At 53.6% G+C, this 15070-nt stretch carries 12 protein-coding genes; 1 reads left to right on the forward strand and 11 read right to left on the reverse strand.

What is annotated here, in order from left to right; all coding sequences use genetic code 11:
• Positions 1-60: 60 nt before the first annotated feature.
• The 9 genes from J1782_RS11690 to J1782_RS11730 all read right to left on the reverse strand — a co-directional run bounded on the left by J1782_RS11690 (position 61) and on the right by J1782_RS11730 (position 12393).
• Positions 61-1125 (reverse strand): P1 family peptidase, encoded by a 1065-nt coding sequence (locus tag J1782_RS11690; RefSeq protein WP_217153196.1) that lies wholly within the window; start codon positions 1123-1125, stop codon positions 61-63.
• A gap of 36 nt (positions 1126-1161) precedes the next feature.
• Complete coding sequence (locus J1782_RS11695) at positions 1162-2073, reverse strand: ABC transporter permease subunit (RefSeq protein ID WP_165057829.1); 912 nt, start codon at positions 2071-2073, stop codon at positions 1162-1164.
• 9 nt (positions 2074-2082) lie between these two features.
• A complete protein-coding gene (locus J1782_RS11700; RefSeq protein ID WP_152327025.1) occupies positions 2083-3003 on the reverse strand; it encodes an ABC transporter permease subunit in 921 nt (306 codons plus the stop codon).
• Between the two features lie 67 nt (positions 3004-3070).
• Positions 3071-4615, reverse strand: coding sequence for a glutathione ABC transporter substrate-binding protein (locus J1782_RS11705; RefSeq protein WP_165057831.1), 1545 nt, complete (start codon positions 4613-4615; stop codon positions 3071-3073).
• A gap of 39 nt (positions 4616-4654) precedes the next feature.
• Positions 4655-6532 carry an ABC transporter ATP-binding protein gene (locus tag J1782_RS11710; RefSeq protein WP_217153197.1) on the reverse strand — a complete coding sequence of 626 codons (1878 nt, stop codon included), beginning with the start codon at positions 6530-6532 and terminating at the stop codon, positions 4655-4657.
• A 28-nt stretch (positions 6533-6560) separates the two neighbouring features.
• Positions 6561-7526, reverse strand: a complete 966-nt coding sequence (dgcA, locus tag J1782_RS11715) for an N-acetyl-D-Glu racemase DgcA (protein WP_152327023.1) — start codon at positions 7524-7526, stop codon at positions 6561-6563.
• Positions 7526-8536, reverse strand: coding sequence for an N-acetyltransferase DgcN (gene dgcN, locus J1782_RS11720; RefSeq protein ID WP_152327022.1), 1011 nt, complete (start codon positions 8534-8536; stop codon positions 7526-7528). The genes dgcA and dgcN overlap by 1 nt, the downstream gene beginning before the upstream one ends.
• Before the next feature lie 295 nt (positions 8537-8831).
• Complete coding sequence (locus J1782_RS11725) at positions 8832-9911, reverse strand: porin (RefSeq protein ID WP_152327021.1); 1080 nt, start codon at positions 9909-9911, stop codon at positions 8832-8834.
• Positions 9912-10680: 769 nt separating this feature from the next.
• Positions 10681-12393: an ABC transporter ATP-binding protein gene (locus tag J1782_RS11730; RefSeq protein ID WP_208952010.1), complete on the reverse strand. Its 1713-nt coding sequence runs from the start codon at positions 12391-12393 to the stop codon at positions 10681-10683.
• A gap of 205 nt (positions 12394-12598) precedes the next feature.
• Here J1782_RS11730 and J1782_RS11735 point away from each other — a divergent pair, with 205 nt between their 5' ends.
• Entirely contained in the window at positions 12599-13303 is a 705-nt protein-coding gene (locus J1782_RS11735) for a DUF2461 domain-containing protein (RefSeq protein WP_152327020.1), read from the forward strand.
• Between the two features lie 443 nt (positions 13304-13746).
• Here J1782_RS11735 and J1782_RS11740 read toward each other — a convergent pair whose 3' ends face one another.
• Together J1782_RS11740 and J1782_RS11745 are read right to left on the reverse strand one after the other, a co-directional pair.
• A complete protein-coding gene (locus J1782_RS11740; RefSeq protein ID WP_217153198.1) occupies positions 13747-14619 on the reverse strand; it encodes a D-amino-acid transaminase in 873 nt (290 codons plus the stop codon).
• 169 nt (positions 14620-14788) lie between these two features.
• Positions 14789-15028, reverse strand: a complete 240-nt coding sequence (locus tag J1782_RS11745; protein WP_152327018.1) for a hypothetical protein — start codon at positions 15026-15028, stop codon at positions 14789-14791.
• Positions 15029-15070 lie beyond the last annotated feature (42 nt).

Here is a 15070-nt window from a genome sequence, read left to right on the forward strand (position 1 = left end):
TTTCAGTTTATTTGCTCCTCTCCCTGTAAAGGTGAGGTCGGGAGGGGGTTTTGCAAACGACTACTTTGCCAGATTATCAAGGAGATAACTCAGCCCCAGCCGGTAATGTCCGTCGAATCCGCAGACGGTTTCTGCATTCAGTAAGGCATCAATAATAGCGTGTTCTGTAGCATCTGCCGCGCACGCCAGCAGTGGTTCTAATTTTGCATCCGTCAACGTGACACCGTCACGTTTTGTTGAAAATGCCAGCGCGATATCACCCGAACCGTGGCCCCAGTAGCTGCCCAGACGCCCTAACCCGGCACCGGCGCGTTTAGCGATCCGTCCGAGCTGGCGGCTGTCGAGATAACGGTCGCAAGCCATGATGATAATGATGGAACCGGCGTCTACCTGCGGAGCAAGTTGTGGATGGATATGCGCGATGGCGTCCCCGACGCGCACGCCGTCGAGGGTCAGTTCGGACAACTTGCCAAAATTCGCCAGCACCAGTACGCCGAGCGTTGCGTTAAGCTCTTCACACCAGCGCGACGCCGAGCCAATCCCGCCCTTCAGGCCGAAACTGCTCATGCCACGCCCTGCTCCCACGCTGCCACGGGCGAATGCTTTTGTCGCGCCGTCGAGTGCGGTCAGCGCGTCGTCTTCACTGACCGCCATCGCCTGAATATCGTTAAGATAGAAGTCATTACATTCGAGGATCACCGGATTAATGGTCGCCTCCGGTCGGCCAATTTGCGGAAACTTTTCGCAACTGCGTTTCACCAGCGCGTTGAACAGGGTGCCGGTGGCGAAGGTATTGCTGAGCAGAACCGGTGTTTGCAGTTCGCCCAGTTCCATTATCTGGATCAGCCCCATCGGTTTGGCAAAACCATTCAACACCGCCGCACCGCACGGCAACGGGTATTCATAAAGATTATCGCCCGGTGGCACAATCGCGGTGACGCCGGTCTGGATATCCCCTGCCGCCAGCGTGCTGTGGCCGACGGTCACGCCCGCGACGTCGGTGATGGAATTGGCCGGCCCGCAGGGAAAACGCGGGTGGAAGATCTGACGCGTTTTGCGCCAGCGTTGCAGCAAGGCCGCCAGCGCCTGCTGCGTGAATTCATCTTCATTATCTTGCGGGTGCATCAGTCTTCCGTTTCATGTCATGAGTTCAGTCAGAAATTACTTCTTCAGTTTAGGATCGAGCGTGTCACGCAGCGCGTCGCCGAGCAAATTAAACGCCAGAACCGTGAGGAATATCGCCAGACCGGGGAAAACGCTGACATTCCATTTGCCCGCCATCATCATGTTACGGCTCATCGCAAGAATGTTCCCCCACTCCGGCACGTCCGGCTCAGGTCCCAGACCGATAAAACTCAGGCTGGCGGCGGTGAGAATGCTGGTGCCGATACGCATTGTAAAATAGACAATCACATTCGACAGCGTGCCCGGCAGAATGTGGCGCAAAATCACCACGCGGTCAGGCGCACCGACGCAGCGCACCGCTTCTACGTATGCACTTTGTTTGATGGATAATGTTGCCGCGCGCACGATGCGGGCGAAAACCGGTACGCTGAACACCGCCACGGCGATAATCACGTTATTCAGGCCGGGGCCGAGAATGGCGACAACGGCTATCGCCAGCAACATACCGGGAAACGCAAACAGAACGTCGGATCCGCGCATGATCAGCATGTCGGCCCAGCGGCCATAATAGCCTGCCAGTAACCCGAGCAAAACACCGGCAATCATGCCCAGCGTGACCGAGAAAATGCCGACGTAGAGGGAAATCCGTGCGCCATAAATAATGCGGCTGAGCACATCGCGGCCTAAATCATCGGTGCCAAACCAGTGTTCCGGCGTCGGGCCGACGCCCAGCGCCATCCAGTCAGGCGTCATCGGATCATAAGGCGCGAGCCACGGCGCAAAAATGGCCACCAGGATCAGCAGCAGAATAAATCCGCCGGACACCAGCGCCATCGGATGACGGATAAACGTCTGAAAAAAGTCGTACCATGGCGAGCGGATATCATCACTGTGCGGGGCAACCGCTGCCGGTTGGTTTTCTCCAGGCACTGAGACAGGTTCGGTCATTTACAGCTCCTAGCGCAGACGAATCGCCGGGTTAACCACCGCATAAAGCAGGTCCACCAGCAGATTAATCAGAATAAATTCAAACACAAACAGCATCACCAGCGCCTGAATAACCGGCTGATCCTGCGTTTTGATGGATTCGATCAGTAACCAGCCCAGCCCCGGCCAGCTGAAGACGCTTTCGACAATAATTGAACCGCCCAGCAGGAAGCCAAACTGCAAGCCGAGCATGGTGAGTATCGGGATCAGCGCATTGCGCATGATGTGTTTCCAGGTCACCCGCCGCGCCCGTAAGCCTTTGGCGTTGGCAGTACGTACGTAATCTTCCTGCGCGACATCGAGAAACGCCGAACGGGTGAAACGCGCCATGACCGCTGCGACCGAAGAACCAAGCGTAATCGCCGGTAAAATGATGTCAGTTGGCTGGTTAAAACCACTGACGGCAAACAGCCCAAACGGCATGGCAACAAACTGAATCAGCAGCAATCCGAGCCAGAACGGCGGCATGGAAATCCCGCCGACCGCCATACTCATCAGCGCCCAGTCCTGCCATTTGCCGCGTTTCAGCGCCGAGACCACGCCAATCACCAGCCCCAAAACTACCGACCAGGCGAAACCCGCCAGCGCCAGCAGCAGCGTGGGCATAAATCCGCTTTCAATCACGCTTAACACCGGCTGACGCGTGCGGTATGTCGTGCCCAGATCGCCATGTATCATGCCGTTCAGCCAGTGCCAGTACTGCGCAGGCAACGGATCGTTCAGACCAAGCAGTTGCCGCGCTGACTCAACCGCCTCAATCGGCGCATCCTGACCGGCGTAAATACGCGCAGGATCCCCCGGCAGCAGCTTGATAAAGCCGAAAACCAGTAACGACACCACCAGTAAAACGGGGATCATTTCCAATATCCGGCGGAGAAAATAGGTCAGCATAAAAGGGATCCCCTGAATTCAGTAAACTCCCTCCCGATAAAAAGGAGGGAGTAAAACAGCACCTCTGTTACTTAAACTGTGCCTGATTGAAAATCAGAGAACCGTCGGCCAGCATGTAGACGCCGGACAACGCTTTGCTCTTACCGACCAGATTGTCCGGTACGCCCAGATACGCCATCGGCGCATCGGCCCACAGCAGTTTCTGCGCATCGGCATAGGCCGCTTTACGTTTTTCAACGTCGGCGGTTTGCAGCCCGGCGGTGATCGCCGCATCGACCTGTTTATTGCTGTAGTACGACACGTTGTACGCCGACGGGATCCACGATTCGGTCGCGAACAGCGGACGCAGCGCCCAGTCAGCATCACCCGTCGAGGCCGACCATGCGCCGTAATACATTTCAACTTTCGCATCTGCCGGTTTCGGCGTACTCCACAGACGCTGTGTCAGGGTTCCGGCGTCCATCGGCACCAGTTTCACACGCACGCCAATCAGTGAGAGTTGCTGTTTCAGGAACTGCGCACTGCGGATACGGTCGGTCTTGTTGGAACTCCACATTTCCACGTCGAAGCCCTTTTCATACCCGGCTTCTTTCATCAGCTCTTTTGCTTTGGCGATGTTGTAGCTGTAATCCGGCGTAGTTTGCTTCTGGTAGAACTGAACGTTTTTCGGCAGCGGCGACGTGGACGGCGAACCTAAACCGGCGAAGCCTACTTTCAGCCAGAGATTACGGTCGATGGCGTAGTTAATCGCCTGACGGACGCGCACGTCAGAGAACTCTTTTTTCTGCGTGTTGAAGGCGATGTAATACAGGTAGATGCCCGGATCCTGTGCGATATCGAGTTTAGGATCACTTTTCACGGTTTCCACCAGATCAGACGGCAGCGGATACACCGCATCCACGCCGCCCGATTTCAGTTTTGCTACCTGCGTGGAATCTTCCGGCGTCGGGTAAAGCGTCACGGAATCGACTTTCGGCCAGCCTTTCTGCCAGTAGTTATCGTATTTCACCAGTTTGACGTCTTTGCCCTGCTGCCATTCGACAAATTTAAACGGACCGGTACCGACCGGATGCACGCTCAGATCCTGCTCATTCGGATACTGTTTCAGCGATGCCGGGCTGTGCATCACCGCAGACGGGTGCGCCAGCGTGTTGATCATCGCGCCGAACGGTTTATTCAGCGTGATTTTGACCTGATACGGACTGACCACATCTACCGATTTAATCATGCTGAACAGAGAGTTACGCTTAAGATGATTGGCCGGATTCGCCAGGCGATCGAGGTTTGCTTTCACCGCATCGGCGTTAAACGGCGTGCCATCCTGGAAGGTCACGTCGTGACGCAGGTTAATAGTAAATTCTGTGGCGTCGCTGTTACTGGTGTAATCGGTCGCCAGCACCGGCACGACGGCCATTTTGTTATCGAACTGGAACAGACGTTCAAAAATGCCGCTCTGAATGGAATAACTCAGCGTATCCGTGGTGTCGTGCGGGTCAAAACCGGTCACGTCGGCATACATGGAAATGCGCAGATCTTTCGCCTGAGCAGAGGCGGCAAAACACAGCGCCAGCCCTGCGGCCAGCAGGCTTTTACGTAGGAACGTTGAGTGCATGAACTTCTCCTGTGTATTCCAAAAAAGAAAAAATTAACGTTATGCCTGTTGTTCAGCCACCCAGTGGTGCGGCGAAACCTGGCTGTACCTGAGTTTTTCTATCTGTACACCGGCCGGATGCACCGGCGATTTCACTTCCACATCATCAAAATTGCGCAATGCACGCAGCGTCGGATCCGCCACCGGCACCGAACTGAGCAGGCGACGGGTGTATGAATGTTGAGGATTGCTAAACACAGCATCTCGCGGACCAATCTCCACAATCTGCCCGCTGTACATCACCGCAACCCGGTTGGCGATGCGTTCCACCACTGCCATATCGTGCGAGATAAACAGCCACGCCACGCCGGTGTCGCGCTGTAAATCCATCATCAGATTCACCACCTGCGCCTGAATAGAAACATCCAGCGCCGACACCGCTTCGTCAGCAATAATTACCTGCGGCTGCAACGCCATCGCGCGCGCGATGGCAATACGCTGCCGCTGGCCGCCGGAGAATTCATGGGGATAGCGGCGCGCAAAAGAGGGATCCAGCCCGACGCTTTTCAGCAGCTGATTTACCACCGGCGTGGCATCTGCCAGTGATTTTTTCAGGCCGTGCAGTAATAAAGGCTCCGCAATAGAAAAACCGACGGTCAGACGCGGGTTCAGCGAGGCATAGGGATCCTGAAACACCATCTGGATCTGACGGCGGACGGCCTGAAACGGCGTGTCGCGCATCAGCGTGATTTCTTTGCCTTCCAGATGAATGCTTTCAGATTCGCTGCCGACCAGACGCAAAATCGCTCGCCCGGTGGTGGATTTTCCACAGCCACTTTCGCCGACCAGCGCCAGCGTTTCGCCCGGCCAGATTGAAAAATCAATTTGCTCAACGGCGTGAACTTCTTTGGTCACACGCGACAGCACGCCGGAACGGATCGGATAGCAGACCCGCAGCCCGCGCACATCCAGCAGCGGCGGCGCGTCGTAATTCGCGGTTTTCTGATCGCCGTCGGCGACTGAAACGTGAGCTCCATCACCTGCAATCGATTGCTTATTTGCCTCATTTTTAGGCGCGCTGAGCAGCGGAAAACGGCGAGGCCATTTGAGCCCGCGCATGTCGCCCAGTTTCGGCACGGCAGCCAGCAGCGCGCGGGTATAAGGGTGCTGCGCATGGGCAAAAATTTCGATCACGCTGCCCTGTTCCACCACGTTGCCCTGATACATCACTACCACGCGGTCGGCAATTTCGGCGACAACGCCCATATCATGCGTAATAAAGAGGACAGACATGTCGGTGCCCTGTTGCAGGTCACGCAGAATTTGCAGAATGCGCGCCTGCACGGTGACATCCAGCGCAGTGGTGGGTTCGTCGGCAATCAGCAATGCCGGATCGCAGGCCAGCGCCTGCGCAATCATGACGCGCTGACGCATACCGCCGGAAAGTTCGTGGGGATAACATTTGAGAATGCGTTCAACGTCGGGGATACGCACCTGTTTAAGCAGTTCGCGGGCTTTGGTCAGTGCATTGGCTTTGGTCGCCATCCCGTGGTCAATCAGCCCTTCCGTGAGCTGATCGCCGACCCGTAATACCGGGTTGAGCGACGTCATCGGTTCCTGAAAGATCATCGACATTTCGCGGCCACGCAGTTTGCGCCGCGATTCTGCCGAAAGGGAATTGAGCGCGTGGCGTGTGCCGTCGCGCCCGAAAAAATTCACGCTGCCGCCGTTGATATGGGCGGAATCCGGCAACAGGCCCATCACGCTGAGCGACGTGACAGATTTACCGGAGCCGCTTTCGCCGACCACGGCGACGACTTCACCTTTATTAATAGAAAAGGAAACGCCCTTCAGCGCCGGAGTTTTGCCCTGACGGCCGGAAAACGTGACCGACAAATCGTTAATCTGCAAGATTGGCGATGGCTGTTCATTAATCAAAAAACGTCTCCTTTAAATAAGGGCAAAATTACAACCAGACTTCGCCGTTCTCGTAGCGCAATGCCGGTTCAGCGTCCTGCGCCAGCCAGATCGGGCCATCCAGATCGACACGTTCGGCCTGAACCGCCACCGGCAGCGCGGCTTCCATGGCAATAGAAGAACCGAGCATGCAGCCGACCATAATCCGCAATCCCAGACGGCGGGCTTCTTCGGTCATCGCCAGCGCTTCGGTCAGCCCGCCGCACTTATCGAGTTTGATGTTGATCATCTCGTAACGGTCGTGCAGACCGGCGATATCCGAACGTTCGTGACAGCTTTCGTCGGCGCAGACAGGAATGGGATGCAAACAACGCACCAGATCTTTGTCATTGCCTGCCGGAAGCGGTTGTTCAATCATCGCCACGTTAAATTCGTGCAGTGCCTGAAACAGGCTGCCGAGATCTAAACCCTGCCAGGCTTCGTTGGCATCCACGACCAGCGTCGCCAGCGGTGCTGCGGCGCGGATAGCCGCCACTTTCTCGATAATCTGCTCACGATCGAGTTTGATTTTCAGCAACTGCGCGCCACCGGCCACGGCAATCCCGGCCGCTTTCGCCATGTTTTCCAGAGAATCCAGGCTCAGCGTTTCTGCCGTAATCACCGAAACAGGCTTCGGCATATCAAGCAGTTGCCACAAGGTTTTGCCCTGTTTTGCCGCATCCAGACGCCACATTGCACAGTCGAGGGCATTGCGCGCCGAGCCGATCGGCATCACTTCCTGCAACGCTTCACGGGTCAGCCCCTCTTCAACCCGCGGACGGATCAAATCCAGCTGTTCGCAAACGCTTTGCGGGGATTCCTGATAATGCGCGGTGGGCGTGCATTCGCCGGTTGCGGTAAATTCACCGTCCGTCAGGGTCACACGTACTACCGTCACCGCGGTGCGGGTGCCGCGTGAAATCGCAAAAGGCTTAGCCAGCGGCAGTTCGGCTGACAGGAAAGTCATCTGAGTCATCAGCCGTTATCCCTGATCCATTGTGCGATGTTTTTGATGCCGAAACGCACCGGATCGGTCGCCGGAACGCCGAATTCTTCACTGATTTCGGCCAGCGCGATTTTGGCTTCTTCTTCACTCACGGCAGACGTGTTCAGCGAGAAACCGGCAATTCTGACGTCCGGGCTGGTGAGGCTGGCCGCCGCCAGATTGGTGTCCAGGCACTGGCGCAGCGTCGGCATAAACTGATGCGGCAGATGGCGCATGTGCGGGCGGCCAAGTTCATGACACATCACCAGCAAATGCGCCTGCGCGCCGTGGATCAGGCCCATGCTGACGCCTGCAAATGACGGATGATAAAGCGAACCCTGCCCTTCAATGATGTCCCAGTGATCGTCGTCATTGGCGGGTGCCAGCGCTTCAACCGCACCGGAAATAAAGTCAGCAATCACAGCATCAATCGCAATACCCGCACCGGCCACCAGCACGCCGGTCTGGCCGGTTGCGCGGAAATCGGCTTTCAAATCCAGTTCACGCATGGCAGATTCGAGCGCCAGCGAGGTATACATTTTGCCGACGGAACAGTCCGTGCCGACGGTCAGAATACGTTTACCGCTGCGCTTCTTACCGGTACCGGTATCCAGCTCAGGCTGCATATGGCGAACATCGAACAGCTGCACGTTATGCTCAGCGGCCAGTTCCACCAGCTCAGGAATATCGTTCAGTCCCTGATGCAAACCGTTCGCCACGTTCAGCCCGGCGCGGATCGCCGTTTTAATGGAATCAATCCAGTGCGCCGGTAATTTTCCGCCCGAATTCGCCGTACCCAGCACCATGGTTTTTGCGCCCTGCGCCACCGCTGTGTCGATATCCAGATCCGGCAGCCCGAGGGAGACAGAGTCAGTCGCCAGACGAATTTGCCCGACGCACGCTTCAGGGCGCCAGACGTGTATCCCGCGCGCCGTTTTCGCCGCCAGCGGATCCATCACATCGCCCAGGAATAACAGATAAGGCTTGGGTATTTGCTGCATGTCAGTTTCTCCGGAAATGAATTTTAGAATGTTTTTAAGTCAGGCCGGAGGTCACTATTCCACGGGCGACACAACCCGGCGAATACTTGTTTAGCGCTGGGGTATAACCTCAGGCTATAGGGCTCAGTTTATTGAATTTATGGGGTTATTTATGACGTAAAGGGAGAGAGGAAAAATAAACTGAGTACGGGGAATTCACGGAAAAACAGCAATAAAAAAAGGCAGAGCCAATGAACTCTGCCTTTGCGATTACCTTTTTCAGACACAGAATGGGGTAATAATTTTGTTCACTAACTTAGAAGCGGTAAGTCAGTGCAACAGCAACGATGTCGTCAGAGCTTACGCCCAGTTTGTTGTTGTCATCGATCTGGTTGATCATGTAGTCAACATAGGTGTACATGTTTTTGTTGAAGTAGTAAGTCGCACCGATTTCGAAGTATTTGACCAGGTCAGCATCGCCCACGCCTTCAACATCTTTCGCTTTAGACTGAACGTAACCGATTGACGGACGCAGACCGTTTTCGAACTGGTACTGTGCAACTAACTCATAACCCTGAGTTTTGTTTGCATAGCCGGCAGTGCCGTTAACAGTGATCGGCGCCTGGTTGCGGGTTTCGTTATACATTGCTGCCAGGTAAACCTGGTTTGCATCGTATTTCAGGCCAGTCGCCCATGCAGAAGCTTTATCGCCGCCACCGATTTGAGAGTTAGTCTGGCCATTGGTACGGTCAGAAGAAGAACCTGCGATAACAGCACCGATACCGGAACCTGCGATATCTTCATAATCGATAGATGCGCCGTAACCGTCGCCGTTGCCTTTGTTGTTAGCACGGCCATCGTTTTCGTTCTTCGCCTGATATTGCAGGGCCACGTTCAGGCCAGTCACCAGACCGAAGAAGTCCTGGTTACGGTAAGTTGCGAGGCTGTTAGCACGGCCAACCATGAAGTTGTCGGAGTTAGCAGTATCACCACCAAACTCTGGCAGCATATCGGTGAAGCCCAGTGCGTCATAAACCACACCGTAGTTACGGCCGAAGTCGATAGAACCGAAATCTTTAACTTTCAGACCTGCAAAGCCCAGACGGGTTTTAGTACCGGTCGTGCCCTGGCTTTCAGCGTGGTTAGCCTGAACGTTATATTCCCACTGGCCATAACCGGTCAGTGTGTCATTAATTTGTGTTTCGCCTTTAAAGCCCAGACGAACATAAGTCATGTCGCCATCAGAACCAGCGTCATCAGAGAAATAATGCTTAGCGGTTACGCGACCGTAAAGGTCCAGTTTATTACCATCTTTGTTATAGATTTCGGTTGCGTTTGCGGTAGTTCCCACTGCAATTAAAGAGACCGCTAAGGCCAACACACTGCGCTTCATCATTATTTAAGATTCCTTGATTTTTTATAAAGGATTTCTCATACCCGCTTTATTTAAATATCTGAATATCGGGCTCTGAGTATTTGTACATGTTTTTAAATGCGTCTGTCTGTAAAACGATTTGAACCTTAACACTGAGCACAAAAAGTTAAAATGGAAAAGTTCGCCACACTAAGTCTTTTTTGAGTAAAGATATGTAACTAAATATTTCTATTATAAGTCTCTAACCCCCTGATTATATGCGGTTTTCGCATAACATTTTGCACCGTTATAGTGCGACGCCTTATTTTGGTGCATTTAAGGTTTACTTTTGTAAAGCAGTTGCAAGCGGGATCACCTTTCTCAAAAGGTTTTTTACTGTTAACAATCGTTAATGAATTCACAATAGGAAAATGAGTAGTGCATTTAAATAGTGCATAGCATGGTAATTATTTTATTGATAAGTTCATTAGCAAATAAATAGAAAATGCGACCATAAAATTTTTGTACTACGCAATTTCATCTGCATTCGAACTTTTAATAAATGACCTGAGAGAAATAAAGCCAAATTGAATCTAAAAATAATTTCGCGGGTGATTGAATTGAACAAAAATGTGTATTCCTTCGTGACCGTATTGTGCTTTTTTTATTCAAAACGGGCTTTGTAAATTGTGATTACTGTTTTGCTGCGAAGGGAAGTCGTCTCAAGGGAGGAGGAATTTGCAGGTTTGTACAACAAAGGATGAGTAATACCTCTTTGCCCCCTCCTCTCTATAAAGGAGGGGGCCGCTAATTAACGAAACTGCGCGGCGTGAAGTTGTGCATAGCGCCCCCGGAGGGACAGCAGAGATTCGTGTGTGCCCTGCTCGACGATGCCTTCTTTGTCAACCACGATAATGCGGTCGGCATTCTGGATCGTCGCCAGGCGGTGCGCGATGACCAGCGTGGTTCGCCCTTCGGAAAGCTCGGCCAGCGATTGCTGAATGGCCTGTTCAGTTGCGGTATCCAGCGCGGAGGTCGCTTCATCCAGGATCAGGATCGGCGGATTCTTGAGGAAGATGCGGGCAATGGAAAGCCGCTGTTTCTGGCCGCCTGACAGTTTAACACCCCGCTCACCGATCACCGTGTCCATCCCCAGCGGCAGCGCGTCAATCACATCATCAAGGCGCGCACGGCTGGCGGCCAGACGGATTTCTTCTTCGCTGGCATCCAGCTTGCCATAAGCAATATTCTCACGGATTGTGCCGCCAAACAGGAAGACGTCCTGCTGCACAATGCCGATGTTGTGGCGCAGCGAGGTTTGCGTCATATCACGGATGTCGATGCCATCGATCGTGATGCTGCCGCTGTCAATTTCATAGAAACGAGGGAGCAGCGAGCACAGCGTGGTTTTCCCTGCACCGGACGGCCCGACAAACGCCAGCGTTTCACCGGCATTAATCGACAGAGTGATCCCGTTCAGAATTTTGCTGGCAGGCGTATAACCGAACACCACATTGTCATAATGAATGTCGCCGCGCAGATGGCTGACGACCTGCGCGTCCGGACGATCAACGATATCCGGCGCCGTATCGATCAACTGCGTGAAGCGTTTAAAACCGGCAATGCCTTTCGGATAGCTTTCCAGAACTGAGCTGATTTTCGCCACCGGGCGGAAGAACACTTCCACCAGCAGCAGGAAACCCACGAAACCGCCGTAAGTCAGTTGGTCATTGATCACGTACCAGGTGCCCGCGACCATCACGATCAGCTGGACCAGACGCGTACTCAGATAACTCAGCGTCAGGCTGGCAGTCATGATCTGATAGGCTTTCAGCTTCGTCGTCCGGTATTTATCGTTGTCATGCGCGAACAGTTTTTGCTCATGTTCTTCGTTGGCGAAGGCTTTCACCACGCGGATACCGCCGATGCTTTCTTCTATACGGGCGTTGAAATTCCCCACCTGCCCGAACAGCCGCCGCCAGGTTTCTGTCATTTGCGCCCCGTAACGGCTGACCATCCAGGTCATCGCGGGCACAATAATGATGGTCATCAGCGCCAGTTGCATATGCACGGTAGCCATCAGAATAAAGGCACCAATGAAAGTCATCACCGCAATAAACACGTCTTCCGGCCCGTGGTGCGCGACTTCCCCGACCTCTTCCAGATCTTTGGTCACATGCGTAATGATATGGCCGGTTTTGGTATTGTCGTAATAACGGAAAGAGAGTTTCTGTAAATGGCTGAAAGCCTGACGGCGCATGTCAGTTTCAATCCCGACGCCCAGCGCGTGGCCCCAGTAGTTCACAATCGCCATCAGCGCGGTGTTAAACAGGTAGATCAGCAACAAGCCGACTGTCGCGCCGATGATCAGCACCCAATCATGAGCAGGCAGAAGCTTATCAATGAAAGTTTTGATCGCCATCGGAAAACCCAGTTCCAGCAATCCGGCGAGGATTGCGCATCCGAAGTCGAGGAAGAACAGTTTTTTATAAGGCGCGTAATAAGAGAAAAAACGGCGGAGCATCATGCATCCTCTAATTAAGATTACCAGCCTGTAAAGGCGAAGCGACCAGTCTAGATGAAAATTGTTATCAATCAGAGAATTTTATGTGCCTGCGTGTGAGACGCGTTCCAGGCAAACCGGCATTCTCTTTTGATCTGGTTAAAAAAATCGGGGATACTGTTTAAATACACAGTAAACAATCATTGCGAAAGAATAAGGGCACGTCATGGGAGAATTTACCGGTTTTACGCAGTCTGGCCTGAACTTCCTGCAGGCGCTTCGCCAGAACAACAATAAAGAGTGGTTTGACGAAAATCGTGATATTTATCAGGAACATCTTCTCGAACCGATGCGCAAGCTGGTCGAAGATTTGAGTCAGGATATGGTCATCATTGATGATTTGTTTGAAACGCGTCCGGCGATTGGCAAAACCATTTCCAGAATGCACCGCGATACGCGTTTTTCTCACGATAAGTCAGTCTACCGCTGCAATTTGTGGCTGACCTTCAAGCGTTCCCGCAAAAACTGGACCGATGCGCCGGTGTACTTCTTTGAATTCGGTCAGGACTGGTGGCGTTACGGGTTGGGTTATTACAGCGCGTCAAAAACCACGATGGACCTTTTCCGCCAGCAGCTTCTGAAAAAGCCCGCAGAGTTTCTGGAAATGGCGAAATGCATCGAGCCGAATTTCACCATCGAAGGCGACAGTTATAAACGCCCGCTGATTAAAGATCAGGATCCGGCGCTGGCGGCCTGGTACAACAAAAAATCCTTTGCGCTGATGAGTTCCCATAGGGATATGGAGCCGGTGTTGAGCAGTGAACTGGTGGGGATTTTAAGGGCTGATTTTCTGCGCATAGCGCCGTTGTATCAGATGCTGATCGGGATCGAGGGAATGAAGAGGAATCAACTGCCCTTGGGGGAAGAGTGATGTTCATGGGCCCGCCGCCCAAACGGGCCCAACGGAGTGAGAACGTTTCAGTTTTTCACTTGCGGTGAAGGCTTAATCGGGATCGAGAAAATTTCGGTTTCTCACGGGCGGTGATCACATGGCTTTTCGCGCCGGAACCGACCAGAGGCTTATTTAAATTCAAAATCAGGCTGGCCTTAATCTTTTAGAAAAGGCAATCTGGCGCGCTCAGAAATTTTGCTGACCGAGGGTTCGAGTCCGCAAGGCTCGAAGCCCGCAGGGAAGGCACCGCGCAGCGGCAAGATTTCGCGCCACACGCCGGAATAACAGAACACGTCCGTCGACCTGGCGATAGCACACAGTTAAAAAAGCGCAGAGTCCAGAGACCCGCGCGTTAACGGGTCTTTGGTCGGTGTGGGCCGACGCCGACGCCCACGACCTTGAAGTTGAAGTTGAAGTTGAAGTTAACGCCCAACTCCCCCGGTTACCTCAACCGCCATCCGAACATATATCTCCCGCAATTTCGCGGTAATATCCCCCGGTTTCCCATCTCCGATCGCCTTCCCGTTCAGGCTCACCACCGGCCAGATAAAGGTGGTGGCCGAACTGATGAAAATCTCCCGCGCAGACTGCGCCTCTTCCAGCGTGAACGGACGTTCTTCGAATCGCAGATCGTTTTGTTTGGCCAGTTCGAGCAGCGCCCGACGCGTGATCCCGTGCAGGATATGGGTGCTCAGCGGACGGGTGATGAGCGTGCCCCCGGCATCAACGATCCAGGCATTGCTGGAACTGGCTTCGGTGATCAGACCGTTTTCGACCAGCAGCGCGTCGTCCGCATCGTGTTTATGCGCGTACTCTTTGGCGAGGCACGGAGCTAACAAACCGACGGTTTTAATGTCGCGACGCTGCCAGCGGATGTCATCCACGGAAACCATACGGATGCCGGTTTGGGATTTCGGGTGATGAATCAGCGGACGGGCCTGCGTGAACATCAGGAAAGTCGGGCTGACAGTTTCGCCGGGAAAATCAAAGTCACGGTCGCCGCTGTTGCCACGGCTTATTTGCAGATAAACCGCCCCTTCGCGCAAATTATTTTCGGCGATAAGCCGGTTTTGCAGGATTTCGATTTCTCCTGGTGCGCAAGGTAGCCGCAGATCTAGCGCCTGACACGAACGCGCCAGCCGGGCGAGATGCGCGGCGTTATCCAGCAACCGGCCATTCAGGACGGCGCTCACTTCATACACCGCATCCGCAAATAAGAAACCGCGATCAAAGACAGACACCTTCGCATCCTGCTCGGCAACAAACTCCCCGTTGAGGTATACCGTTCTGGTCATGTTATTTTTCCTGGCCAAATTGAAATAGGATTTTTATTAGCTTACCTGAGTCACAGGAATAAACTGCGTGAAAACTGAGCAGGCGATGTTGACGTAACGCAGGTTTCTGGTGTCCGGCGCATAAAAAAAGCGCTCCGTTGAGCGCTTTTCAGAAAGTCACCCGAAGGTGTCACATTTCGCCTTTCTTCTTTTTATTGCGGATCACAAGCCAGCTGATCAGCGCCATCACCACACCAATAAAGATGAACCAGATGCCGAGCATCAGCTGCGGTGCCATTTCACCCGGCGGGGTTTCAGGGCTGCCCACAATCAGGCCGTGAAGCGTGGCGACAACGCCGATTACCAGTAAAATCAGGCTGTTGCGTAATAAACGACGGGCGACAGTCATAGGTTGTCTTGGAGTGGCCATCAGTGCGTCCTTGAGCAAAAAAATAATGATAAGGGCGCATAA

The organism is Rahnella sp. BCC 1045, from assembly GCF_019049615.1.
In the GTDB taxonomy this organism is placed as follows: domain Bacteria; phylum Pseudomonadota; class Gammaproteobacteria; order Enterobacterales; family Enterobacteriaceae; genus Rahnella; species Rahnella contaminans.

Bases quoted from the DNA above. Each gene is read 5' to 3' on its own strand.
- J1782_RS11690 (WP_217153196.1), bottom strand. From the start codon at position 1,125: ATGCACCCGCAAGATAATGAAGATGAATTCACGCAGCAGGCGCTGGCG.
- J1782_RS11695 (WP_165057829.1), bottom strand. From the start codon at position 2,073: ATGACCGAACCTGTCTCAGTGCCTGGAGAAAACCAACCGGCAGCGGTT.
- J1782_RS11700 (WP_152327025.1), bottom strand. From the start codon at position 3,003: ATGCTGACCTATTTTCTCCGCCGGATATTGGAAATGATCCCCGTTTTA.
- J1782_RS11705 (WP_165057831.1), bottom strand. From the start codon at position 4,615: ATGCACTCAACGTTCCTACGTAAAAGCCTGCTGGCCGCAGGGCTGGCG.
- dgcA (WP_152327023.1), bottom strand. From the start codon at position 7,526: ATGACTCAGATGACTTTCCTGTCAGCCGAACTGCCGCTGGCTAAGCCT.
- dgcN (WP_152327022.1), bottom strand. From the start codon at position 8,536: ATGCAGCAAATACCCAAGCCTTATCTGTTATTCCTGGGCGATGTGATG.
- J1782_RS11725 (WP_152327021.1), bottom strand. From the start codon at position 9,911: ATGATGAAGCGCAGTGTGTTGGCCTTAGCGGTCTCTTTAATTGCAGTG.
- J1782_RS11730 (WP_208952010.1), bottom strand. From the start codon at position 12,393: ATGCTCCGCCGTTTTTTCTCTTATTACGCGCCTTATAAAAAACTGTTC.
- J1782_RS11735 (WP_152327020.1), top strand. From the start codon at position 12,599: ATGGGAGAATTTACCGGTTTTACGCAGTCTGGCCTGAACTTCCTGCAG.
- J1782_RS11740 (WP_217153198.1), bottom strand. From the start codon at position 14,619: ATGACCAGAACGGTATACCTCAACGGGGAGTTTGTTGCCGAGCAGGAT.
- J1782_RS11745 (WP_152327018.1), bottom strand. From the start codon at position 15,028: ATGGCCACTCCAAGACAACCTATGACTGTCGCCCGTCGTTTATTACGC.